The 24,586-nt window shown below is 66.2% G+C and carries 19 protein-coding genes and 1 pseudogene; 6 read left to right on the top strand and 14 right to left on the bottom strand.

Annotation, left to right across the window (positions count from 1 at the left end):
• Positions 1-419: 419 nt before the first annotated feature.
• From GGQ96_RS00940 to GGQ96_RS00905, 8 genes are all read right to left on the bottom strand, one after another.
• Positions 420-1,142 carry an NF038120 family PEP-CTERM protein gene (locus GGQ96_RS00940; RefSeq protein WP_184110693.1) on the bottom strand — a complete coding sequence of 241 codons (723 nt, stop codon included), beginning with the start codon at positions 1,140-1,142 and terminating at the stop codon, positions 420-422.
• Positions 1,143-1,642: 500 nt separating this feature from the next.
• A complete protein-coding gene (locus GGQ96_RS00935; RefSeq protein WP_343058886.1) occupies positions 1,643-3,115 on the bottom strand; it encodes a carbohydrate porin in 1,473 nt (490 codons plus the stop codon).
• Between the two features lie 126 nt (positions 3,116-3,241).
• Positions 3,242-3,835 (bottom strand): helix-turn-helix domain-containing protein, encoded by a 594-nt coding sequence (locus GGQ96_RS21635; protein ID WP_281392600.1) that lies wholly within the window; start codon positions 3,833-3,835, stop codon positions 3,242-3,244.
• A 108-nt stretch (positions 3,836-3,943) separates the two neighbouring features.
• Entirely contained in the window at positions 3,944-5,281 is a 1,338-nt protein-coding gene (locus tag GGQ96_RS00925) for an MmgE/PrpD family protein (RefSeq protein ID WP_184110688.1), read from the bottom strand.
• Positions 5,278-6,384, bottom strand: coding sequence for an adenosine deaminase family protein (locus GGQ96_RS00920; protein WP_184110686.1), 1,107 nt, complete (start codon positions 6,382-6,384; stop codon positions 5,278-5,280). Before GGQ96_RS00920 ends, GGQ96_RS00925 begins: the two co-directional genes overlap by 4 nt.
• A 6-nt stretch (positions 6,385-6,390) precedes the next feature.
• Complete coding sequence (locus GGQ96_RS00915) at positions 6,391-7,722, bottom strand: NCS2 family permease (RefSeq protein WP_184110685.1); 1,332 nt, start codon at positions 7,720-7,722, stop codon at positions 6,391-6,393.
• On the bottom strand, positions 7,719-8,777 hold the full coding sequence (locus GGQ96_RS00910; RefSeq protein WP_221239740.1) for a nucleoside hydrolase: 1,059 nt from the start codon (positions 8,775-8,777) through the stop codon (positions 7,719-7,721). Before GGQ96_RS00910 ends, GGQ96_RS00915 begins: the two co-directional genes overlap by 4 nt.
• Before the next feature lie 35 nt (positions 8,778-8,812).
• Positions 8,813-11,803, bottom strand: a complete 2,991-nt coding sequence (locus GGQ96_RS00905; protein WP_221239739.1) for a TonB-dependent receptor domain-containing protein — start codon at positions 11,801-11,803, stop codon at positions 8,813-8,815.
• 288 nt (positions 11,804-12,091) lie between these two features.
• Here GGQ96_RS00905 and GGQ96_RS00900 point away from each other — a divergent pair, with 288 nt between their 5' ends.
• A complete protein-coding gene (locus tag GGQ96_RS00900; RefSeq protein ID WP_184110681.1) occupies positions 12,092-13,036 on the top strand; it encodes a LysR family transcriptional regulator in 945 nt (314 codons plus the stop codon).
• A 123-nt stretch (positions 13,037-13,159) separates the two neighbouring features.
• Here the strand turns inward: GGQ96_RS00900 and GGQ96_RS00895 are convergent.
• Positions 13,160-13,355, bottom strand: a pseudogene (locus GGQ96_RS00895) (IS3 family transposase); the annotation flags it as partial.
• 219 nt (positions 13,356-13,574) lie between these two features.
• On the opposite strand from GGQ96_RS00895, the gene GGQ96_RS00890 reads away from it, so the two are divergent.
• Both GGQ96_RS00890 and GGQ96_RS00885 read left to right on the top strand, forming a co-directional pair.
• Positions 13,575-14,576 (top strand): alpha/beta fold hydrolase, encoded by a 1,002-nt coding sequence (locus GGQ96_RS00890; protein WP_184110680.1) that lies wholly within the window; start codon positions 13,575-13,577, stop codon positions 14,574-14,576.
• Between the two features lie 116 nt (positions 14,577-14,692).
• Positions 14,693-15,625, top strand: a complete 933-nt coding sequence (locus tag GGQ96_RS00885; RefSeq protein WP_184110678.1) for a serine hydrolase domain-containing protein — start codon at positions 14,693-14,695, stop codon at positions 15,623-15,625.
• 13 nt (positions 15,626-15,638) lie between these two features.
• On the opposite strand, the gene GGQ96_RS00880 is transcribed toward GGQ96_RS00885, so the two are convergent.
• Complete coding sequence (locus GGQ96_RS00880; RefSeq protein WP_184110676.1) at positions 15,639-16,811, bottom strand: winged helix-turn-helix domain-containing protein; 1,173 nt, start codon at positions 16,809-16,811, stop codon at positions 15,639-15,641.
• A gap of 141 nt (positions 16,812-16,952) precedes the next feature.
• On the opposite strand from GGQ96_RS00880, the gene GGQ96_RS00875 reads away from it, so the two are divergent.
• Complete coding sequence (locus tag GGQ96_RS00875; protein ID WP_221239738.1) at positions 16,953-17,693, top strand: metallophosphoesterase family protein; 741 nt, start codon at positions 16,953-16,955, stop codon at positions 17,691-17,693.
• A gap of 72 nt (positions 17,694-17,765) precedes the next feature.
• Here the strand turns inward: GGQ96_RS00875 and GGQ96_RS00870 are convergent, their stop codons facing one another.
• On the bottom strand, positions 17,766-18,782 hold the full coding sequence (locus GGQ96_RS00870) for an aldo/keto reductase (RefSeq protein ID WP_184110672.1): 1,017 nt from the start codon (positions 18,780-18,782) through the stop codon (positions 17,766-17,768).
• A gap of 149 nt (positions 18,783-18,931) precedes the next feature.
• Here GGQ96_RS00870 and GGQ96_RS00865 point away from each other — a divergent pair, with 149 nt between their 5' ends.
• Entirely contained in the window at positions 18,932-19,828 is an 897-nt protein-coding gene (locus tag GGQ96_RS00865) for an AraC family transcriptional regulator (RefSeq protein ID WP_184110670.1), read from the top strand.
• 79 nt (positions 19,829-19,907) lie between these two features.
• Here the strand turns inward: GGQ96_RS00865 and GGQ96_RS00860 are convergent, their stop codons facing one another.
• Entirely contained in the window at positions 19,908-21,071 is a 1,164-nt protein-coding gene (locus tag GGQ96_RS00860) for an MFS transporter (RefSeq protein ID WP_184110667.1), read from the bottom strand.
• 13 nt (positions 21,072-21,084) lie between these two features.
• Positions 21,085-22,119: an aldo/keto reductase gene (locus GGQ96_RS00855; protein WP_184110665.1), complete on the bottom strand. Its 1,035-nt coding sequence runs from the start codon at positions 22,117-22,119 to the stop codon at positions 21,085-21,087.
• A gap of 91 nt (positions 22,120-22,210) precedes the next feature.
• Between GGQ96_RS00855 and GGQ96_RS00850 the strand changes: the two genes are divergently transcribed.
• Positions 22,211-23,128, top strand: coding sequence for a LysR substrate-binding domain-containing protein (locus GGQ96_RS00850; RefSeq protein ID WP_184110663.1), 918 nt, complete (start codon positions 22,211-22,213; stop codon positions 23,126-23,128).
• Here GGQ96_RS00850 and GGQ96_RS00845 read toward each other — a convergent pair.
• Entirely contained in the window at positions 23,108-24,520 is a 1,413-nt protein-coding gene (locus GGQ96_RS00845) for an aminotransferase-like domain-containing protein (RefSeq protein WP_184110661.1), read from the bottom strand. The genes GGQ96_RS00850 and GGQ96_RS00845 overlap by 21 nt on opposite strands.
• Positions 24,521-24,586: the final 66 nt, after the last annotated feature.

Below are 24,586 nucleotides of genomic sequence, written 5' to 3'. Positions count from 1 at the left end.
CTTCCACCCGACGGAACTCTATGTCGTCCTGCGCCACCGTCTCTTTCGAAAAAGTCGACTGAGCCAGCCAATGAGGGCCATGCGCGCTTTCTGACCCGCAAGCGGCCGGCTCGAAGAACATCCTTCCACGCCATTCCCATTGCAAGTTTGAACCCGCGCTTCTGAGAAGATCGGCAGGAATGAATGTCCGAAGCAGCGAGGCGGGCAGGAGCGTTCAATGACCGTTTCCGGGTCCTCTCAGCGATTGAGCAGGGCGGCCGCTATCGTCCGCGATCGATCAATCCCGGGTTCGTTTTCGACCTCTTTAGCGGACCTTTGACCGCGGATCGGAAGCGCCAAGCAGCCAAGCCGTGCCAAGACCAATCCGAACAAGCCGCTACTCGATCAGCTGCTTCTGCCTGCTTGTCCGCAGGATCGGATTATGAGGCGACACTGACCTTCGTGCTAACCCGGCGTCGACGCATTGCGCCTCCAACCATGCCGAAGCCACCGATCATCATGGTCCACGTAGCAGGCTCAGGCACCGCCCCTGCGTTGAGAACGACGTTGTCCAAGGCAAATTCAGGGTAATCCTGGCTTCCGGTGATGGTCAATGACGAGAGGTTCACGAAGTCCGCGAACGTGAAGGTCGCAAAGGTCCCGGCCGCATCTGCGCCGACGAAGATCGTGCTTGTTACTACGCTGTTTGCCTTGATGCCCGTGAGAGTTAGGGTCAGGGGACGGCCCATTCCCAAAAAGGTCTGGGCTGCATCTAAGGAGCTTAGTGAGAATAGGCCGCCGTTGGTTTGAGAAAATGAAATGCTTGTTTCGTTTAAGCCATAGTAAGCCGTCGTGCCGTTCGCCGCGCACCCTTCTGATCCGCACAAGCCCACTTGCCTGGTTGGGTCATTGATAAGGAACATGCCGAAAATGCTTGTTGGGGCTATTTCAACGCGAAAGCCGCCTTCAGTGAATGTAGTTTTTTCGTATCCAAAGTTATCAAAGAACTGAGCTTCAAAATCGATCGTTGATGCATGGGCGGCTGTTGTTAGGAGGGTGGCCGCAACGGCTAATGACGCAAGTCTAATCATCAGAATTCCCCTTATACCTGAAGACGTATTGGGTTGAACCTCTGAATTGCTGCTGGCGTTCTGGCGCGCCATGCGAAGTCCATTGTGCCGTACTAGGTCAACGCTTTGTCGAACGGTCGAAATATGCAGCTAGGCTGCAGGGCTTAGGCTCGCTGCATTTCTCCACACTGTCAATATGGTTAATAACTAATTGTTGTTGCTAGGCTTTGCCGGCGCAAGTCGGGCCTTTTTTCCGCTAGAAAAATGCCTTTCGACAGCGGGCCAGGTCCGCTGCGGCGGTTCCTGCAGCCCCGATTATCGCTTCGTAACGAACCCCAATATCTCTTCCGCTGGGCAGCAGCGCTGGCGGCGATCAGAGCGCTTGGCAAGCGGCAACCAACCGGCCGCATACAGCGACGACGACATGCTGAAAATAAATCGAGCTCTGGCTGTGGAAAGCGAAGAAGAGGCGCGTGAACGCCCAGTTTTCGGTGGCTTTGGCCACCGCGAAAAGGCCGGAACGTTCAAACGAAAAGCTCTCTCTTTGTCTGTGCGATTGGCCAGATCGGCTTGAGCTATTCGATCGCGCTCGGCTACAGCGTGATCGCCGCTTTCAGTCCGACCACGCTTACATTGTCCGCCTGCTTTACGCCGCCCGGATGCCGGATCCATTGCACATTGGGCCTGAGTTCCAGCCCTTCGAGCGGCTGAATCGAGTAGAACAACTCGGCAGCCTGCTCGGCCCCGTCCTGGATTCGTTCCGCCATGGGGGAGAGCCGCTGTCCGCGTGCGACCCGGCCATTCACGCTGGTCCGCGCCACCGCAATGCCGAGCACCTCACCGCGAAGACGGGGCGCGAGGCCACGATAGAACAGGCCGAGCGAAACCTGATTGTCGGTGACGCTGGTCTGCCGGTCCGTCTGGGTGACATTGGCGAAGACACTGAGGCCGGACACTGCCTTGCCGTCTCGGGCGCGGCCAGTGAGCTGCTGTTCCACATTGACGTAGACGCCGTAGCGCGACGAACGCTGCAGGGGCTCCAGGCCGGTAACCGCCTGCGGGCGTCGGTTCACGTCCAGATAGACATCGTTTGCGTCGGCAGTGGCGATCCAGCCACCGATCTTGTACGCGCCGACCCGCCCGTCGCCGGCAGTTGGCGTCCAGCCCGCCTCTACTGGAATCAGCACACCGGTGCCGCCGTCGACATGCGCGACAAAGAAGCCGTCATTCAGGTTGCGCGGGTTGATCTGGTACACCGCCGCCGACACATAGTGCGTCTTGTCCAACGTCACCCGGGCGCGCGCACCCAGCTGACTGACAGGCCAATTGAACCAATAATCGCCGGCCAGATTGCCCGGTTGCGCTCCGCAGAAGCTCAAATTCATGAACTGGCAGGAGAACGCCGCAAAATCCTCGCCTGGGTTGGTGAGGCCAAGCTTTAGCTCCAGCGTGTCGCCGATCACCTGCTCGTACCACAGCTGCGTCACTCGAAGCGTCTGGCCACGTCCATAAACCTCCTGCACCTGTTGAAGCGTGCCAAGCCCGGCATCGTCGCTGAGATTGCGGCCGCGCCGCCAGGTAAGAGTCGCTTGGAAGGCACCGCCCTTCAATCCGGCAACCTTGTCCAGGTCGAGCAGCATGCCTGCGTCGAACTGACCGGTTTCCCGGAACACCTGCCGTTCACCACCGGTGACATTGTAGGCACTTTCTGAGGCGTAGCGCGCGGTCAGGCCGATGCCGCGACGTGCCAGCCGGGTGCGGATCGCGAGCCAGTCGCCGATCAGGCCGGGGGGTGGCGGCCTGCGTGTGTCGGCGGTGAGTGCCGATGGGAACACTTCCTGTTGCGCCGTGCTGGAAGCAGCGGCGCCGCTGTCCGGCTGTGCCTGAGTATTCCCGGGAGAACTGGCAGGGCCCTGTTGCCCGACCGCGCCGCGCCCCTGCACGTCCTGCGCGGGTGCTTGTGAAGCCTCGTCCTGCACGACTTCGTCCCGCGCCTGCTGCGCAGCCGCCGGATCGGTCGCGATCAACAGCGCCCAGCCCAACCCCACACCCAATCTGCTTTTCACGCCACCCCCTTGCTTATAGCCGAAGAGAACGCGGGAGTCGCGAAGCCGTGCCATCTGACGCAGGACTCAGCACCCAACATTGTATCAGCGTCTCTCCGGCACGCGGACCGTAATTTGAAGCTCCCGTCAGCGCGCCACGACGCTGCCCATGTCGATCTTCACAGTTACGATGCGACGCACTGGTTTTCCCTTGCGGACGGCTGGCGGCGAAAACCTCGAGCCGACCGGAAAGAGATGGCAAAGGTCGGGCGGGCGAAGCACGTTCGCATACGCTGCTTCGGCAGGGTCGCAGGCTGAGATGATGCCGGTTGGAGCGACATGGAGGACCGACATGCCCATGCCTTCTTCAATGGCTCTGGTGCCAATCTCGATGGCCTTCGGCTCAACCGGCGGCGGTATGTCATCAGGATAGCGCCATGTGATCTTGGTGGCGTACGTTGAGGCTGTGGGTCGACCTGCTGCATCATGAGCAGCGCTGAAGCGGCCACGCACGAAGATCAGGGAACACGTAGCGGCATCAAGCGAGCGGAAGCCGCATTGCTTTTTCGCTGAGGATAAATGCTCTCCTTGTCTTCTTAGGAGGTGTGGTCGGAAAAGATTGGCTTCTACCAGCAGTAGGGTGGGCAAGATCTGGCGATCGATGGCGGAGGCGGAGACGTGCGGTTCCGCGGCAGCGCGACGGCTAGAGCCGAACCGGCCGACCGCCCTGAAATAGCGCATGAAGCGTTAGAAGGTTGGCATGTTATGAGTCCCATGCTCTGCCAACGGCGAGGCTCTCGTTGCGGCGGATCGCCGCTGCCGGTCGATCGTTTCGAGGCGAGCGCAGGATCAGCGAAGCGATGCCGTCATGGCTAGTAACGCTGTGACCGGATGGTCTTCAAAGCGGTCGATCGCCGCGCGCAGATGTCCGGCGGCGGCGGCTCCGATCCGTGGGCCCGCGAGCGCGTCGAACTTGGCCGCGACCGCAGTGGCCGTGGCGTCCGGCAGCAGGCGCTGCTTTGCCATGTCGCGCGTCTCGCGCAGTGTTCGGCCGTCGTGCAGCTCGACGTCGACCGCGGTCATGTCCTCGGGCCAAGCACCCTCCGCCAGCGTTACGGCCGCCCGATCGTGCAGGCGACGCAGTTCCGAATCGATGACGACGGCGTCCGTATAGGTTGCGGGAATGGCGGTGGCGCGACCCGCGAGCGCGAGGGCGGCGTTGAAGCGCAGGCTGAACTTGGCGGCATTGCCGTCTCGCGGATCGGAGAGGTTGCACATTGCGTCGCGGTCCGGATGCACGGTTAGCCGTACCGCCTTTACGTCCCCGGCGGCGAACGCATGCGCACGCCGCAGCGCGCCGATCGCCTCCAGCGTGCCGTGGACGCCGAAGCAGGCAGCGTGGAACTTGAAGCGGTTGTCGAGCAGATGATAGCCGGACCAGACCGGCGCATCCGCGGGCCAGCCTTCGGCCTGGGTGTCGGCGAAGCCCTGGCTTCCTTCCAATATCGTTGTGGAGCCGGTGACGCCGCGCTCGGCGCGCAGGGCGGCGAGCAAGCCAGCCTCCGCCGCCCGGCCGGCGTGCATGGGCTTCGCCATCGTGCCGAACTGTGCCTTCAACCCGGCCGCCATCGACGCCGCCAGTCCGAGCGCGCGTGCCTGTCCCGGTGCGTCGAGGCCCAGCACATGGGCGCATCCGACCGCCGCGCCCATCGCGCCGATCGTCCCCGTCGCGTGGAAGCCGCGTGCGTAATGCGGGCCGCTCAGCGCGGCGCCGATCATGCCGGCGGCTTCGTAGCCGGCGACGAAGGCGCGTAGCACCGCGTCTCCGCTAAGCCTGCGCATCTCGGCAAGCGCGAGCAGCGGCGGTAGGATCACGGTCGTTGGGTGGACGTGCATTGCGAGGTGCACGTCATCGAAGTCGAGCGCATGCCCGGCGACGCCATGCACCAGCGCCGCCTGCCGTCCGCTGAACAGCTTTCCCATGCCCAGGATCGTCGCCGCCGGTGTCGCGCCCTCGGTCTGCACCTCGGCGAGCAGCAGCTCCGCCACCGGCTCCCGCAACCCTGCGATCGCGAGCCCGAACCAGTCCAGCATGCACAGCTTGGCCATTGCTCGGACAGCGGGCGGCACCTCGGCCGCGGCCGCATCGCTCAGGCGAACGACCACGGCGGTCGCGCCGTTGGTCATGCGAGGTCCGTGGCGGCCGCGGCCGCGTCGAAGTCGAGCGTGAACTCCGCCTGCCACCGCTGCCGCTGTTCGGGCGTCGCCCAGCTTCCCGCGATGCCGTTGAGCATCATGGCGCGCAACGCCGCGACGTCGAAGCCCAGGTGCGAGTACATCAGTTCCCAGGCTCCGGCCGGGGTAACGTTGTGGAGCGTCGGATCGTCGGTGTTCGGGTGCAGCCTCAGGCCGAGCTCCGCCATGCGCCGGATCGGGTGATCGAGCGCCCACCGCTCGCGCGGCAGCGTACGCAGGTACCAGCTGTTGGTCGGTACGACAGTAAATACCATGCCGGCCTTGGCATAACGCTGCGCGAGCATCAGATTGTCGACGATCGTATAGCCGTGGTCGATCCGATCGACGTGGAGGCGGTCGACCGCGGTTTCCACATTGGTCCACGGCTCGCCGAATTCGCCGGCGTGCGCAGTGGCGCGCAAGCCCACCTCGCGCGCCAGCGCATAGGCCGCGACGAAGCGTTGGGGAGGGTTCTCGGTCTCGCGATAATCGATGCCGATCCCGGCGACCCGCCGGTCGGGGTGCGCGATCATCGCCTGCACCATGTCGAGGGCGGCGTCGGCGCCCGCCTCCCGGTCGATGCTGGGGATCAGCAGCGACGTGATGCCATGATCCGCCTCAGCGCGCGTCATGCCGGCGAGGATCGCCGCCTGCATTTCCCCGTAAGGCAGGCCGCGGTCGCGCAGACTTGCGGTCGGGTTCCAGAAGAATTCGGCATGCCGGACGTTCTCCGCCGCGGCATCGGCGAGATATTCGTAGGCGATGCGTTCGAACGCGTCCGGCTCCAGCAGCAGATGTCGTTCCAGCGTACGCAGCACGTGGAGCACGCCGACCGGCTTTTCGCCGCGCGTGTAGAAGCCGGCGATCTCGTCCAGCGTGACCGGCGCATGGTGCCGGGCGGCGAGCTCGGCGAAGGTGTCGTGACGCACGGCACCCAGCAGGTGGCAGTGCAGTTCCACCTTGGGAATGGCGTGGAAGAAGGCGCGCTGCTCCAAAGAGACGTGACGGCCGATGGGGCTCTCGGGAACGTTCCCGAGCTGGGCAGGCTGAGGCATGGCGGGTCAGTGTCCGGTGGCGGCGGTGTAGAAATAATAGCCCAGCGGCAGGCTGAGCACGATCAGGCCCATGGGCAATTCGCGCGCGCGCCCGGCGAGTAGCATGACCAGGACGTGCGCGAGCAGGCCGCCCGCGATGCCGGTGCCGAAGCTGTTGGAGATGAGCGTGAGCAGCACCATCGCCATCGCCGGCAAAAGGTCGGTCGCGTCACTCTGGTGCGCACGCGCGAGCGTGCCGAACATCGAAATGCCGATGAGGATCAGCGCCGGCGCGGTCGCCGCGCGCGGAATCGCCATCGCGATCGGCAGCAGCGCGAGCGTGAGAAGGAAGCAGAGCGCGGCGCACAGCGGCGTCAAACCGGTCCTGCCGCCCGCTTCGACACCGGCAGCGGATTCGACGAGCGCGGTGCCTGCCGGAATACCGATCAGTGGGCCGACCGTCGCCGCGATCGAATCGACCAGGAACGGCCGCTCGATCCCCGGCAGATTACCCTCGGCGTCGGTCAGCCCGGCCTTGGCGCCGATCGCCAGAGTCGTGCCCAGCGTCGAGAAGAACTCGCCTGCGAAAAAGGCGAACATATAGGGCAGGGCCGCGAGCGTCAGCGCGCCGACCGGATCCAGTCGGAAGGCGACCGGCGCGATGCTGTGCGGCAGCGACACCGCACCATGCAGCGTCGTCAGGCCATAGGGGATGCCGGCGAGCGCCGCAGCTGCGATGCCGGCGAGGATCGCACCGGGCACGCGCCGCGCCTGTAGCGCGACGGCGACCGCGAGGCCGATCAGCGCGACGATCGGGCCGGGGGCGGCGAAGTCTCCGAGCGCCAGCGCGTTTGAGCGCGCGTTGACCGCCACCATGCCGGCATCGCGGCAGCCGAGCAGCGCGATGAACAGGCCGATCGACGCCCCCAGCCCCAGCTTGATCTGCGGCGGGATCATCCGCACCACCAGCCCGCGCGCGCCGGTGAGCGTCAGCGCCAGGAAGGCGAAGCCTGAGCAGAGCGCGATGCCGAGGCCGACCGGCCAGGGCACGCCCTCCACCTGCGCCAGCGTGACGCCCAGGATCGCTGACCCGCCGATGCCGGGGCCGACGAGGAAGGGAAGGTTTGCGTAAAGCCCCATCGCCGCACTGCCGCCGGCGAGCAGCAGGATCGCAGCAGTCGTCGCGGCCCCCTTATCCATCCCACCGCTCGACAGCAGCGAGGGGATGACAACGATCAGATAGGCCGCGGCAAGAAAGCTCGTCAGTCCCGCCATTGCCTCGCGCGCGGGCGTGGTGCCGCGGGCGGCGAGGTCGAAGCGGCGCTCCAGAAGCGGGGCCAGGAAGCGGGCGACGCTCATCGTGCGGCCTGTTCGACGAAGCGCCGGGTGAAGCGCGCGGCGTCGATCGCTCGCACCAGATGCACCGCGCGCGTGCCGGCGGGCGCCATGTCCGATTTCCAGATCAGGGGCTGCCCGTAGCTGGCGCTGCGCTGCGTCTCGACATCGAGATGCGCGACCACTTCCTCGGTAACGAGCGTGGGGTCGAGCGCGACCGCGACGGTGATCTCGTCCCACAGCGGCTGGCCGAGGCGGGCGTAGCGCTTTACATAGCTGCCGACCGGCTTTCCCGCGGCGGCGATGCGATCGGCGAGCTCGGGCGTCATCTTGATGCTCGACGAGACGTTGCCGACTGCGGTGATCCGCTTCCATGGCGCGGTGAGGACGATGTGCGCCGCCTCGGGATCGAAGAGAAAGTTGAAGTCGGTGGCGTAGTCGGTGTTGCCGGTCGCGCGGCCGAAGCCGGTGTCGACCTTGCCCGCTTCGATTACGATCGCCTTGGCAAGATCCGGGAGGTCGGGGGCGACGCGCAGCGCGAGCGCGATGTTGGTGAGCGGCCCCGCTGCGACGATCGTGACCTCGCCCGGATGTGCCCGGACGGCGCGGATCAGCGCGGTAACCGCATCGTCGGCAGCGGGCTTCAGCATCGGCGCGCCCTCTGTCAGCGGCGGGACGAGGCGCGGCTGGTCCGGATGATAGGTGCGCCCCTGCCGGGGCGTGCTCCAGGCGCCCTTGAATGGCACCTTGCCGTAGGCGGCCTCCCAATTGGCCATTTCTACGGGCGTGCGCAGCAGCGGCATCTCCGCCCCGGCGTGGACCTTGATGTCGCGACGTTGCGCGATCTCGAGGAAGCGCAACAGGTGCTGCACCTCTTCGGTCAGCCAAGCGTCGCCGGTGACGACGCCGACGCCTTCGAGCCGCACCCGCGGGTCGCGCATCAGCGGGATCATCGCCTGGATGTTGCTCTGCCCAGGCCCCAAAAAGTCGTTGTCGAAGAAGACGCGGATCGTCTCGCCGGCGACCGGTTGTCGGGCGGCGAGCGAGGCGGGCGCGGGGAGGGCGGCCGTTAACACCATCCCCACGCTTCCCAGGCGGCGTGCAAGCCCGCGCATCAGAAGCGCGCGCTCACGCCGGCAAAGACATAGCGGCCAAGCGAGTCGTAGATGCCGGCATAGAAGGGGCCGTTGCTCACCTGGCCCGTGCCGGTGCTGGCGGTCAGCGGCGGATCGGTATCGAACACATTGTTCACCCCCAGCCGCAGCGTGTAGCGGCGCGCGACGTTGATCGACACGCCGAGGTCGAGATAATCTACGGTCGGCAGGTACTTGTCATAAGGCTGGAACGTGCCCGTCAGATAAAGTGCGCTGCTCGACCGGTCGTTGCGGGTCGCGCTGAGATGCCGCCACGTCGCCGAGAACGCTACGCCGTCCGGCATCGTATAGGTGACGAGCACGCGATGCCGCCATTTGGGTATCGGCACGCCACAGGTGACCCCGAAATAGCCTTCGCAGCGATAGGCGGGCGAGCCTGGCAAGATCTGCGTTTCATATTTGCGCGTTGACGTTCCCGCGGCGTTGATCGCGACGCGCCCCGGATTGCCGCCGAATAGGTCAGCAAGGTTCTGGTCCGCCGCGACCGACAGGTCGATGCCGCTGGTCTTCAGATAGCCCGAATTGATGCTGGTGGTGGTAACGAAGCCGCCTGTCACCAGCGACCCGGTCGCGGAGTTGCGCCGGATCAGGTCGCAGAATACGCCCTGGGTGATGCACTGGTTGAGCGTGATGCCGGCAGGCACCGTGGTGATCAGCTTCTTGACCTCGATGTCGAAATAGTCGGCGGTCACGGAGATGCCGCGCAGCCAGCGCGGGGTCACCTGCACGCCGAACGACGTCGTGTTGCTGGTTTCCGGATCGAGCAGAGGATTGCCTCCGATCAGCGCGCCAGACTGCTGTCCCGCGGCGGGCGGGATCAGGCCGTATTGCGCCGCGGTCACGCCGCTCAATGCGCATTGGGCGGCGGTCGCGCGCGGGGCGGTGCCTTCGCAAGGGTCGGAGATGCTGGCGGTCACCTGCCGCTGCGGTCCGAACAGTTCCACCAGATTGGGTGCGCGTACCGCGCGCTGGTAGCTGCCGCGCAAACGGATGTCGCCGATCGGCGACCAGTCGGCACCCGCCTTGTAGGCCCAGGTGTCACCGGCGGTGCTGTAACTGGAATAGCGCACGCCGCCTTCGACGTTCAGGCTGCGGAAGAAGGGCTTGTCCTCGACCAGCGGCACGCGGACCTCCGCATACACCTCCTTGACGTCGAAGGAGCCGGCGATCGGGAATTCACCGCCAGAATTGCCCGCAACGTCGCGGCTTGAATAAAACTGATCGGGAACAAAACGGATTTCCTCGCGGCGGTATTCCGCGCCGATTGCGACGCCAACCTTGTGCGAGGCGAACGGGCTGGCGAAGCCGAGGTCGCCGGTCAGCGACGCGCTCGCGATCGCTTCCTCGGTATAGCCGGTGCGCGTGACGGTGTTTTGGACATAGTCGAGCGCCGTCGGCGTGATGCCGCCGATCGCGAAGATGTTGAGCGGGACGCAGGAGGGGTTGGTCGCCAATGAATCGCAGACGATCTGGCCGCTTGGGTTGGTCACCGCACGCAAGGCGTTGCCGAAGCGCGCGAGCGAGTAATCGTTGATCAGGCGCGAATCGTAATTGGTGCGGCCGTACTGACCGTAGATGTCGTAATGCCAGTTCGACGACAGATCGCCTCGCAGACCGAGCACGCCGCGATAGCTTTCATGGTTGGTATAATCATGCCGCGAGCCGCCCGCTGCATTGCGGAGCGATACGATCACCGTCGCGCTTTGCGCGTTGGTGAGGCCCACAGAGGTGCAAATCTGGTTGCGTTCGGATGGGGAGAGATAAGGGTTCGAACAATTGACGCTGAACGGCACCGAGAAGGTCGCGGTCGGCGACAAGCGGATATCTGCCTCGTCGCGCATGAACATGAACTCGCCATAAAAATCGGCGGCGTCGGAGACTTTGAAGTTGGCGAACAAATCGGCGTTGATGCGCTTGTCGGGCGCTTGCAGATCGTAGGTGTTGCCGTTGTTGAAGCCGTCGGAACTGCGATAGGTGCGCAGGCTGTTCCCTGTTGCGGCATCGAGCGTGAAGCTGCCACGCACCGCGCCTGTAGCCGGGTTAGTGAGCTGGAATTGGGCGGGCGACGTCGCGCTTGACAGCGAGCAGGCGTAGCCGGCGGCGGTCGCGTTGAGATTGCAACTGGAGAAATCGCGGGCGGCGGTGCCGACGCCGTCGATCGACCGATAACCGACAAAGGCGGTGACGTTGCCGCGACCCCCCGCGAAGTTCTTGCCGAACGTCAGCGACACGCTCTGCTGACCGCCGTCCTTGTTGTCGCCGCTATAGGGAGTGACACCGGCGGTGTGGGCGACGCTGCTGATTGGATTGTCATTCGTGTGCGTGAAGAGCCCGGCGGTGGCGTCAAGTTGGAGGCCATCGAAGTCGCGCTTCAGGATGAAGTTGACCACGCCAGCGAGCGCGTCCGAACCATAAACCGCAGACGCGCCGCCGGTGACGATGTCGATGCGCTGGATCAGCGCGGCGGGGACATTGTTGATGTCGGCCGCCTGCGCCGCGCCGCGAGCGGGATCGCCCTGCATCAGGCGGCGGCCATCGATCAGCACCAGGGTGCGCTGGTTTCCGAGGTTACGCAAGTTTACGGTGGCGGTGCCGCTGGCGCCAACCGTGCCGCCGCGATTGCCGCCGCCCTGATCGGCATAGGCTTGGGGCAAAGTATTGATGAGGTCCTCGACCCGCGTCGCGCCGCGACCCCCGATCTCGGCACCCGAAACAGTGTTGATCGGGCTGACGCTCGTCGCGTTTGGGCTGCGGATGCGGGACCCGGTGACGACGATGTCGCCTGCCGGTGCCGCAGTGTCGGCCTCGTCGGATGTCGGTGCGGCCTGCTGCGGCATGTCCTGCGCGGTGGCGGGCGAGGCCACGGCAAGCGCCGCGAGCAGCGCTCCGGCCGAGGCGGTCAGGCGGCTCATCCCGCAGGTCGAGGTCATCAATTGCAATCGGCTCAGCATCGGCGGCGCCCCCACATGACTAGCCAGCCGGCGCAGCAATGCACCGTCTCGCGTGTTTTCGGCCGCAGGCGGGTCTGCCCGCTCGACGGCCACTCATGTCCACCTGCAATGCCTCGGTTGGTCCGCCGCTTGCCGCGGCTGGGTGTCATCCCCCCATCGTCCGTGGTTCTCTCGAAGGAAGCGCATCGGGCGACGGGGTTGAAGATAAAGCGCGATCGAGCGAACGCTATGATTTTCCACCTATTCGGTTATTATGTACTCTTATAATTAGCGTCGGGAGGCTCGCCGATGATCGGTGCAACGGATCGATTGACGGGACGTCTCCAGGCCCTGTCGCTTCGGCAACTGCGTGGGTTCGCCACCGTGGCTCGACTTGGCAGCTTCAGCCGCGCGGCCACGGACCTGTCAGTGACACAGCCGGCTCTTAGTGCGCTGATCCGGCAGATGGAGGGGCGGTTGGAGATGCCGCTGTTTGATCGTACCACGCATATGGTCGCCTTGAGCGAGGCTGGCCGCGCCATCCTGCCGCATGTCGAGCGGCTGCTCGCCACCGCCAATCACGTGTTCGTCGACATGCGCGCTGCACTGGCCAACGAGCGGCCGGCAATCCGTATCGGCGTGATGCCGTCCGCGATGGCCATGGTGGCACGGGCGGTCGCAGCGCTGGACTGCGAGGCCACCGCGCCGTTCGTTCAATTGTCTGACGGTCGAAGTGACGAGTTGCTACGCGGGCTCGGGGAGGGGCGGCTCGACATGATCGTCAGTGCCGCCCCGACCTCCGATCCGCGGTTCGAAAGTCAGCTGCTAGTTGAGGACGACCTGCTGCTGGTCGCCAGCAGCCAGCATTCGCTCGCGCATGGCGATATCCAACCTTGGCTTGCGCTGGCAGGGTTGGAGATAGTGCATTTCGCTGGCGGCAGCATCGGCGAGCTCGCTGCCGCGGCCCTTCTGCCTCACGGCCTCGTCGCTTCGCAACGCTACCGCGTCGATCAAGTTGAGTCGCTTTACGGCTTGGCCCGCAGTGGTCTTGCCGTTGGTATTCTACCAAGACTGTATACCCAATCGATCGAGCACCAGCATGGCATTCGTCTGATCCGCCTCGGCGACCCGGTTGTCACACGCCGGATCATGTTACTGCATCATCGGCAGCTCGCTAAGGAACATCCGTTCGCAGCGGGTTATGGCATGCAGCTACAAAAGCATCTGGCTTCTCAGGCGGGATCACCTGCCTAGATCGATGCCTGTCACAGTCTGACAGTGCGTCTGGTGGATTGCGGACCGGCCGCTTTCGGACAGCCGCAGGCTTAAGCTGCCAGTTGAGCCGCCCCGGGTTCGCCGAAGGCGTTGGATTGTGAGTCACGCCGGCATATCGTTCTGGTCTGCGGCGGCATAAAACAGCTTCTTGGCTTCAGCAGGCGGGATGTTGCCGATGGGTTCAAGCAGCCGACGATGGTTGAACCAGTCGACCCACTCGAGGGTGGCGCATTCGACGACCTCGAATGCTGCGCCGGGATGCGCGTCGGTGGATCACCTCGGACTTGCAAAGGCTGTTCGAGGCGAAAGTCTGTTTCTGGTCGCTCAATCCGGACTGGGAAGCCCGCCGGCCTTGGGAGGCTATCGGCTGCAATCTCCATGCGCCATCCCCGGAGGATGAGGACGCCGCTTACCGATTGTGGGACATGGGCACCAGTCGCGGGTAGGCACAGCGACCGATCTGACGACGTCGTCGCGGCCCCAGGGATATTGGCGTCGCGGCTGGTGTTACCTATTGATGCCTCTCCGCTTTCTTGCTGCCGCCGCCTGCTCGGCCCTGCTTTCAACGACCGCTTCGGCGCAGACCGTGCCTCTCGGCGCCGATCTGGAGCGGTTCGACTATCCGGCCCCCGTGCACTGGTTCGAGACGACGTCACAGGGCCATCCGGTTCGCATGGCCTTTCTCGACTGGCCGGCGACCGACACGCCCAACGGCACCACGGTCGTCCTGCTCCACGGCAAGAACTTCTGCGCCGCGACCTGGGGCGATACCGCACGCGGATTGGCGGCGGCAGGCTACCGCGTCATCGCACCGGACCAGATCGGCTTTTGCAAATCGTCGAAGCCAAGTGGCTATCAATACAGCTTCCACACCATGGCCGCGCTGACCGCGGCGCTGCTCGACCGGGCCGGCGCCGGCAAGGTCGTCTTGGTCGGCCATTCGACCGGCGGCATCCTCGCGACCCGCTTCGCGCTCCTCTACCCCGAGCGGGTCGCGAAGCTGGTGCTGGTCAATCCGCTCGGCCTCAACGACACGCTGAGCGAGGGCGTGCCCTATGCCGATCTCGGCAAGCTGCGCGCCGAAGAGGCGAAGACGGATGCCGCGTCGATCAAGGCCTATCAGCTCCGCAACTATTATCATGGAGTCTGGCGTCCGGCCTATGATCGCTGGGTCGCCATGCTGGCCGGGCAATATGCCAGCCCCGATGGCGACACGGTGCGCGATGCACAGGCCCGTTTGTCCGATATGATCCAGACCCAGCCGGTCGCGGCCGAGCTACCGCGCTTAGCGGTCCCGACCACGCTCATCATCGGCCAGCGCGACTTGACGGCCTTTCGGGCCAACAGTGCGCCCGAGGGCCGGCGCGCCCAAGTCCGCACCGTGCCGCAGGCCGCCGAGGACGCGGTAAAGCGCATCCCCGGCGCCCGCCTGATCCGCCTGGACGATCTCGGCCATTCGCCGCAGGTCGAAGCGCCTGCCGAGTTCCTGCAATCGCTTCGCTCTGCGATGACGCCGTGAAGCGATATGCCTGCGCGTTGGCGCTCCTCCTCGCCAGCGGTTGCGATGCTGCACCTGCGCCACCGCGAGCAGCCGTATCCCGCCCGGTCGAGACGCGCGGTTTGGACAGCGCCATCATGGCCGACACCGTTGCCCAAGCCAGCCGTCTTCCCCGGCTCCGCTCGCTGTTGGTCCTGCGTGACGGGCAGGTGCTGGCGGAGCAGCGGTTCAACGGCGGACCGCCTCTTGAGCGGCCGGTCAACATCAAGTCCGCGTCCAAGTCGGTCCTGTCCGCGTTGGTCGGAATCGCGATCGCGAAAGGCGCGCTGACCGGCGTCGACCAGCTCGTGCTGTCGGTGCTCGGCAGCGATGCGCCCCCCAATCCAGACCCGCGTCTTGCCCGGCTGACCGTCGAGGACCTGCTGACGATGCGCGCGGGGCTGGAGCGGACGTCGGGTGAGAATTACGGGCGCTGGGTGTCCAGTCGCAACTGGGTCCGCTTCGCTCTTGCACGTCCGTTCGTCGACCAGCCGGGCGGTGCGATGCTCTATTCGACCGGCAACACGCATCTGCTGTCGGCGATGCTGACCCGCGCTTCGGGACGTGACACCCACACGCTGATGCGCGACTGGCTGGCGGAGCCGCTCGGCATCACCATCCCGCCATGGTCGCGCGATCCGCAGGGCATCTATTTCGGCGGCAACGACATGCTGATGTCGCCGCGCAGCCTGGCTCGGTTCGGCGAACTCTATCGCCTAGGTGGGGTGATCGACGGGCGGCGGATCGTCCCCGCCCGCTGGATCGCGGAAAGCTGGACCCCGCGCACCGTGTCACCGTGGAGCGGCGGACAATATGGCTATGGCTGGTTCGTCGGCGCCAGTCGTGGCCATCCGCTGCGCTTCGCTTGGGGCTATGGCGGGCAGATGCTGTTCATCGTGCCGGACCTGAAGCTGACGGTCGTCATGACCTCCGATCCCAGCGGTGCGCGCGACAATGGCCATATAGCCGCGCTCCATGCGCTGCTCGACGACGGCATCGTGCCCGCCGCCGAGCGGGGCGGAGCAACGTGACGGACGAAGACGCTCATCCCAAACGCACGACCGCGCCGATGCGAACGGCGTCCAAACCGAGCCATGCCGCCATCCGGTCGAGCTCGACCTGAAGCCGGGGCAACGTATCGGCGGGTGCTCCCGGTTCCAGCGTGATGCGGTGCGCGAGCAGCATCCCCGCCTGCCGATCCGCTTTCAGATCGACCCGCGCGACCAGCGCCTCGTCCATCAGGAAGGGCAGCACGTAATAGCCGTGCGTGCGCCGATCCTGCGGCACATAGATTTCGATGCGATAGTGGAAGTCGAACAGGCGTTCGGCGCGGGCCCGCTCCCAGATCAACGGATCGAACGGCGCGAGCAAGGCCGCGCTGCGCACCCGGCGCGGCATGGTCGCGTCGCGATGCATCCATGCCTTCTGGCTCCAGCTCTCGACCCGCACCGGCACGAGCACGCCGTCCTCCGCCAGATCGGCGATGGCGTGATCGGCTTCGACGGGCTTCAACCGGAAATAATCGCGCAGGTCGCTTGCGGTGGCGATGCCCAAGGCGCGGGCGCTGCGTTCGATCAGCGCTCGTTGCGCCGCCTCGACCGACGGCGTTGGGAGCGCCAGTACCGCTGGCGGAATGACCCGTTCGGTCAGGTCGTACAGGCGCGCAAAGCTGCCCCGCCGGGTTGCGGTGGTGATCTGGCCGGACCAGAACAGCCATTCGAGCGCGTGCTTGACGTGGCTCCATTCCCACCATCCGCTGCGGCTGGACCCGTTCTCGAAGTTGGCCGCCGCCAGCGGGCCTTCGGCGGTGATCCGTTCGAGCACGGCATCCGCCTCGGCCCGGCGCTCGACCGCGAAGCGGCGCAGTGCCTGATAGCCGATCTCGCCTCGCTCCGCCCGCGCCATGCGCCAGCGGAGCAGCGGATGCAGGTCGAGCGGCAGCAGCGACGCCTCATGCGCCCAATATTCGAACATCCGCCGCTGGCGTTTCGGCCCCCATGCATCCCCCTCGAGCAAGGCACGGTCATAGCCGCCGAGCCGTGACAAGGCGGGTAGATAGTGTGCCCGCGTCAGCACGTTGACGCTATCGATCTGGAAGAGGTTGAGCCGCGCGGCGGTGCTGCGCAGGTGGCGAACGGAGGGGCTGTCGGGACGCGCGCGACCAAAGCCCTGGGCTGCCAGGACGATCCTGCGAGCTTCGCGGAGGGAAACGCTCATGATGGATGAGAAGGACGTTAAATAGTCAGCCGTCAATCCAGGGGGGGCGGCAGCGTGTGGTTCTCTGCCCTGCATGGCGTTTCGAGGGAGTGCCTGCCATGTTCCGTACGGACACTCCGCGTGTCCACCAAGGAGGAAGCATTGAAGATCGGGGTCATTGCCGACGCCCATGGAAATCTGGCCGCGCTGGAGGCTGTCCGCGATGCGATGACCGCCGCCGCGCCCGACTTGGTCGTCAATCTGGGCGACCTCGTGTCCGGTCCGTTCGATCCTGGGGCAAGCGCCGAACTTCAGATGCGTGCCGGCTATCTGACCATCGCAGGGAACCACGAGCGGCAGTTGCAGGACGGCAGCGACGGCGCCTTCGACGTACTGGCGCGACCGCTCCTGACCCAAGAGCATTGGGCATGGATCGAGAGCCTGCCCGCGACGCTCACCCTTTGCGACGGCGACGTCTTCGCCTGCCATGGCAGCCCGGCCGGTGGCGATCTGGAGTATCTGCTCGAAGACGTGACCTCCGGCCGCGCGACACTGGATACCGACACCGCCATCCGACCGCGTCTCAAAGGGATCGGGTCGGCCAGTCTGGTGCTGTGCGGGCATACGCATACGCCGCGCATGGTGGCGGTGGATGGCGTGTTGATCGTCAACCCCGACAGCGTCGGCATGCCGTGCTACCGGGACCGGGGCGCGACCCCGCACGTCATGGAAGCGGGAAGCCCGCTGGCGCGCTACGCCATCGTCGAACGTCGTAGCACCGGATGGGCCGCGGAACTGCACGGCGTGCCCTATCACTATGAGATCGCCGCCCGCCAGGCGGAGGCTTTCGGCTTCCCGGTCTTTGCCCATGCCGCCCGGACGGGTCGTATCCTGCCTGGCTGATCCGTCTCCGGTTCGGACGAAGGATCGGAGCGGTGGGGCGGTAACGAAAGCGTCCCACCGATCCTGCGACCGTCAGGCGCGATAGCCGCCCTGGCGTTCCAGCATCCAGCCGGGATATTCCGCCGGCAGCTTGGTCACCGCGTCGAGCGCGGCGAGATCGTCCGCGTCGAGCGAAACCTGGGTCGCGGCGATATTGTCGGTAAGCTGATCGACCCGCTTTGCCCCGACGATCACGCTCGTCACCACCGGCTGGTGAAGCAGCCAGGCAAGCGCGACCTGCGCGACGGTGCAGCCCTTCGCCTCGGCGATGCGGCGCATCTCGGGGATCACCGCCGAACCGCGGGTGCGATCGACTGGCGGAAAGTCGAAATTCGCGCGCCGCCCGTCCGCCGCCTGGCCCTCGCCGTCATATTTGCCCGACAGATACCCGCCGGCCAGCGGGCTCCACACCATCAACCCGATCTTCTCGGACCGCAGCATCGGCACGATCTCACGCTCCAGTTCGCGGCCGACCAGCGTGTAATAGGCCTGGAGCGACAGGATCGGCGCGAGCCGCCGTGCCTCGGCGATGCCGACCGCCTTCACGACCTGCCACGCCGCCCAGTTGGACAAGCCGAGATAGCGGACGTGACCATGACGGACGAGCGTGTCCAGCGCCTCCAGCGTCTCCTCGATCGGCGTCGCGGGATCGAAACCGTGGATCTGGTAGAGGTCGATATGGTCGAGGCCGAGCCGCTGGAGGCTCTGCTTGCACTGGCTGATGATGTGGCCGCGCGAGGCGCCTCGCGCATTGGGACCATCGCCTATCGGCCCCAGCACCTTGGTCGCGATCACGACATCGTCGCGGGCGATGCCCAGGTTCTTTAGCGACTGACCGAGAATGCGCTCGCTCTCGCCGCCGGCGTAGACATTGGCGGTGTCGATGAAGTTGATGCCGGCATCAAGCGCGGTCCGGACGAGCGCATCGGCTTCGTTCTGGCGAAGCTGGCCGATCTGGCCCCAGATGCCCTCGCTGCCGCCGAAGGTCATGGTGCCGAGGCAGAGTTCGGACACGAACAGGCCGCTATGGCCGAGCTGGCGCATACGCATGGGACGATACTCCTGTTGGAATGGATGAGCTGGAGATACGCCGCGAACGTTCGGCGCCGCGACGCCGATCCGATCAAAGTCCTGCCCGATCCTATTAAAGTGATGCCTAGACGGTGCTTTCGGTGTGCAGTGAAGCTACGATGTCTGCCATGACGACGTTGTCCGACCTTGCCCAACTGATCGAGCGCCATTGGTTCGTCCATGGTCGCGAAACGCCGATCCCGGGCCTGCTCATCACCCGCGCGGAGGAGCCGACCGGCATCATCCGCACGGTCTATCGGCCGTCCTTCTGCCTCGTCGTGCAGGGCGCGAAGATGTCGATGCTGGGGCCGACGCCCTATCATTATGCCGAGGGACAATGCCTGCTCGCCTCGGTCGACCTGCCGGTCACGTCACGCATCGTGCGGGCGAGTGTCGACGCGCCCTATCTGGCACTGTCGCTGGCGATCGAGCCGGTGACCGTGGCCGAATTGGTGGCGGAGCAGGTGAGCGTGCCGGGCCCACCCGCCGCCTTCAACGCGCTGGCGACCAGCGACCATGACCCGGCGTTGCGCGATCCTCTCAGGCGTCTGCTTGACCTGCTTGACCACCCGGCCGATCAGGCGGTGCTCGCCCCGCTGATCCGGCGCGAGATCGTCTGGCGGCTGCTCGGCGGCGCGCTGGGACCGGCGCTGCGCCAGATGGGTCTGGTCGACACTCATGCCGCGCGGATCGGCCGCGCGACGGCGTTCATCCGCGACCATTATGCCGAGACGCTGCGCGTGACCGACCTCGCCGCGCTGGCGGGCATGAGCGTCCCCGGCTTCCACCGCCATTTCAAGGCGGTGACGACGATGACGCCGGTGCAGTTCCAGAAGCAGGTCCGCTTGCAGGAAGCACGCCGCCGCCTGATCGCCGCCGAGGAGGTCGCGCGGGTCGGCTTCTCGATCGGTTACGAGAGCCTGTCGCAGTTCAGCCGCGACTATCGCCGCCTGTTCGGGGCACCGCCGGGGCGGGATGCGGCAGCGATGCGCGCGCAACTGGTGCCGGAGCCTGCACTGCCGTGATGCCGGACGGCAGCGGCCGTTCCCCGCTGCCGAGTCAATGCACGTGGCGCCTTACGAACGGGCTCGGCTCCGGAACGCTTCAAGACGGACATGCCGCCGCGCTCGGCTGACGCCGGAACGCCATCAGCATCGCCAGCGCCGCCGCCGCCAACGCCGCACCGGCCAGCGACACGGTGGGCAAGCCCAGCCCAGCCCCGATCACGCCGCCGCCCAGCGCCGCGCCGATCGCGTTGCCGAGGTTGAACGCGCCGATGTTCATCGCGGAGGCGAGGTTCGGCGCGTCCGAGGCCGCATCCATCACCCGCATCTGCAAGGGCGGCACGATCGCGAAGCTGGCGATGCCCCAGATCAGGATGGCGATGGCGGCGGTCGCTGGCCATTGCATGAGCACCGCGAACGCGAGCAGCGTCAGTGCCATGATCGCCAGCATGGTCATGAGCGCACGGTCGACCGAACGGTCGGCCAGCCGCCCGCCGACGCCGTTGCCGATCGTCGCGCCGACGCCGAACAGCATCAGCATCGCGGTGACATAGCCAGTCGAGCCATGCGTCACATCGCGCAGGATCGGCACGATATAGGTGAACACGGTGAACACGCCGCCAAAGCCGATCGTCGTCAGCGCCAGCGCCATCACCACCGGCCCGCGCGTCAGCACGCGCAGTTCGGCCCGCATGTCGCCGCCCTCCGCGGCGGGCAGCGGCGGCAGCGCGAGACGCAGCGACAGCATCGCGATCGCGCCGACGCCCGCGATCCCGGCAAAGGCGGTGCGCCAGCCGATCGCCTCGCTGACCCAGGTCGCCGCCGGCACGCCGCCGATCGTGGCGACGGTCAGCCCGGTGAACATCGCCGCCACCGCGCCCGCGCGCTTGTCCGGCGGCACCAGGCTCGCGGCCACCACCGATCCGACGCCAAAGAACGCGCCATGGTTGAACGAGGTGACGACCCGCGCCGCCATCAGCATCCAGTATCCGTCCGCCACCGCCGACAGCGCGTTGCCGAGCGTGAAGATGCCCATCAGCGCGATCAGCAGTGTTCGCCGGTCGATCCGCCCGGTGGTGAGCGTCATCAACGGCGCGCCGATCAGCACGCCCATCGCATAGGCGCTGACCAACAATCCGGCGGCGGGGATCGACACATGCAGGTCCCCCGCGATGACCGGCAACATGCCCATCGGCGCGAACTCGGTCACGCCGATGCCGAAGGCGCCGACCGCCAGTGCGAGCAATCCGAGGTTGAACTTCATGATCCTGGCTCCCTCAAACCATCGGCGGCGCTAGGCGGGCAAAACCCTCCTGCTGCCGGTAGGGGGTGTGCGGATAGGGCGGCAGCACGTCGCTTGCGGCGTCGAGCGCCGCCACCTGCTCGGGCGACAGCGCCCAGCCGATCGCGCCGAGATTGTCGCGCAGCTGCGCCTCGTCGCGCGCACCGATGATGACCGACGCTACGGTCGGCCGCCGCAGCAGCCAGTTGATCGCGACCTGGGGAACGGTCTTGCCCACTTCGGCCGCCACCGCCTCCAGCGCATCGACGACGCGGTAGAGATGCTCGTCCTCGACCGGCGGCGCGAATTGGGCCGTCTCGTGGAGGCGGCTGCCCGCCGGGATCGGCCGTCCGCGCCCGATCTTGCCGGTCAGCCGTCCCCAGCCGAGCGGGCTCCAGACCAGCGCGCTGACGCCCTGATCGGCGGCGAGCGGCATCAGGTCCCACTCATAGGCACGGCCGATCAACGAGTAATAGACCTGATGCGCGACGAGGCGCGGCCAGCCGTGACGATCGGCCAGGCTTTGCGCCTTCATGATCTGCCAGCCGGGATAGTTGGAGACGCCCGCATAGCGGACCTTGCCGTCGGCGATCAGCCGGTCAAGCGCGCCCATCACCTCCTCGGTGGGCGTAGACGCGTCGAAGGCGTGCAGCTGGAGCAGGTCGATGCGGTCGGTGCCGAGCCGCCGCAATGCCGCCTCGACCGCGCCGATCAGCCGCGCCCGCGACGCGCCCCAGTCCTGCGGGCCGTCACCCATCGGCAGGCCGGTCTTGGTCGAGATCAGGACGGCATCGCCCCGCCCCTTGATTGCTTCGCCGAGAACCTGTTCGGACGCGCCATCCGAATAGACGTCGGCGGTGTCGAACAGCGTCACGCCCGCGTCGAGGCAGATATCGACCAGCCGCCGCGCCTCGGCAGCGTCGCTTGTGCCCCAGGCGCTGAACAGCGGTCCCTTGCCGCCGAAGGTCCCCGCGCCGAACGACAGGGCCGGAACGCGCAGGCCGGACGATCCCAATTGCCGATATTCCATGACACCTCCTTTGCGAATGTCATTGTCAGGCGCATAAATGGACGGTGAAGCAGTGCGGCGGAACCGCCCGCCGGTGCAAAGGATCTATGCCTTGGACGCAAAGGTGATAGGCAATGACGATCGCGCCCGGTCACTCGCCCTGTTCGCGAGCGTGGTGGAGCAAGGCAGCTTCTCCGCCGCCGGCCGCACGCTCGGGCTGACGCCCTCGGCGGTGGCGCGCGCGATCGACCGGATCGAGGCGCGGCTGGGCGTCCGGCTGCTGCTGCGCTCCACCCGCGCGCTGACACTCACCGCCGAGGGGCAAGCCTATCTGCTCGCCGCCCGCCGCATCCTCGCCGATCTCGACGATGCCGAGCAGCAGATCGCCGATCAGGGCGCACCACGCGGACGGCTGCGGATCAGTGCGGCGCTGGCGCATGGCCGGTTGTGCGTCGTGCCGCTGCTCGGCGATTTCGCCCGCGCCTATCCGCACATCCTGATCGATATCGCGCTGACCGACACGCTGGTCGACATCGCTGGGGGACAGGCCGATATCGCGATCCGCTTCGGCCCGCTTGCCGACAGCGGACTTACCGCCCGCAAACTGTCCGAGGCGCGGCGGGTGATCGTGGCGTCACCCGACTATCTGGCGCAGGCCGGCACGCCCAGGGTTCCGGAGGACCTGCACGCCCACAATTGCCTGAACTTCAACTTTCGCCGCGCCGAACCGATCTGGCCGTTCCGCCGCGATGGCAAAGATTTCGCGCTGTCCGTGGAAGGCAACATCGTTGCCAACAATGGTGAGACGCTGGGCCATCTCGCCGCCGCCGGGGTCGGCATCACCCGCGTCGGCCGCTTCAGCGTCGCGGCTGAGATCGCGGACGGGCGGCTCGTGCCGCTGCTGGAAGAATACAATCCAGGCGATGTCGAGTTGATCCACGCCGTCTTCGTCGGCGGCGCCGCCACGCCTGCACGGGTGCGGGTGTTCGTCGACTTCCTGGTCGAGCGCTTAGCCAGCCGGTTCGAGTAACTGGCGCGACACGGCCGATTCCAGAAAGGCGTACAGCCGGTCATCGTCGCTCATGGCGACGTTGAAGCGCATGTGATCCCGCCATCCGCCGCTGGTGCTGAACACCGGGCCCGGCGCCAGGACGATACCTGCATCAATCGCCCTGCGCGCGAGGTCGACTGCATCGACCCCATTCGGCAATTGCGCCCAAAGAAAGATGCCTGCCGCCGGATCGGTCCATGGCTCGATACCGATGGCCCGCAGACGTTTCGCCACCCGGGCCGTAGCCCGGGCCAGCCGGCTCCGGATACCATCAACGTGACGCCGATAGCTGCCATCGGTCAGCACCGCGTGCAGCAGGTTGGCGGCGAGCGGACTGCCCGCCATCGACGTCGCGATGCGCAGGTCGGCCAGCCCTTCGATCCAGTCGGGTCGCGCCGCGATATGGCCACAGCGCACCGCCGCTGACAGCGACTTGGAGAAGCTGCCGATACGGATCGTCCGGTCGAGGCCGTCGAAGGCCGCCAGACGCGGCGAAGGCGCATGCTCGAAGTCGGCGAAGATATCGTCCTCGACGACGATCATGTCGTGCGCCTCTGCGATCTTGAGCAATCGGTGCGCGGTGGCGGCGGCGAGCGACGCGCCGGTCGGGTTATGGACGCCCGAGTTGGTCAAATAGAAGCGTGGTCGATGCGTCGTGGCGGCCTCGGCGAAGACGGCGGCGTCCGGACCGGTGGGTGTCATCGGCACTCCGACTACCTTGGCGCGGTGCGCCCGCAGCAGCGCCAGAAAGTTGAAATAACATGGGTCGTCGACCAGCACGGTATCACCCGGCTGAAGCAGGAAGCGGCAGACCAGATCGAGCGCATGGGTGCCGCTGTCGGTCAGCAGGATCTGTTCGGGGCCGGCTTCGATCCCCTGGTCCGCCATCCGCCTCGCCAACAACGCCCTGAGCGGGGGCGAGCCCAAGGGGGATGCATAGCCCGCCAGCGTGCCGTTCTCGTCGGATCGCGCCGCCCCGCGCATTGCTTTGCGGAGCGCGTCGCCCGCCAGCCAGTCATCGGGCAGCCAGCCGCATCCCGGCATCAATTCATGGCGCCGCTCGCCCAGCGACTGGCGCAGCATCCAGAGCGGATCGACCTCGCGCTCCTTCGTGCTGGCCAGCCGATCCAACGCCAGCGGGGCCAAGGGCGCGGCGACATAAAAGCCCGATCCCGGTCGCGAGCGAATGACGCCTTCGGCCGCGAGGCGATCATAGGCATCGACCACCGTCGAGCGCGCGACGCCGCTCGTCTCGGCCATGGCGCGGATCGACGGCAGCCGAGCGCCCGGCGTCAGCGCGCGGGCATCGATCCGGTCGCGGATCGCGCGGACCACCATGCCGGTGCGGGTTTCGTCGGGGGCGCTCGCCATCGTACTGCCAATCTCACCAATACAGTTCGGCATGATCGTACCGATGTGTATCTGTCAGCGCCAGTT

Source organism: Sphingomonas abaci (assembly GCF_014199625.1).
GTDB lineage: Bacteria > Pseudomonadota > Alphaproteobacteria > Sphingomonadales > Sphingomonadaceae > Sphingomonas > Sphingomonas abaci.
Note: the sequence above shows the minus strand (reverse complement) of the source record. Positions and strands in the feature narration are given on the sequence as shown.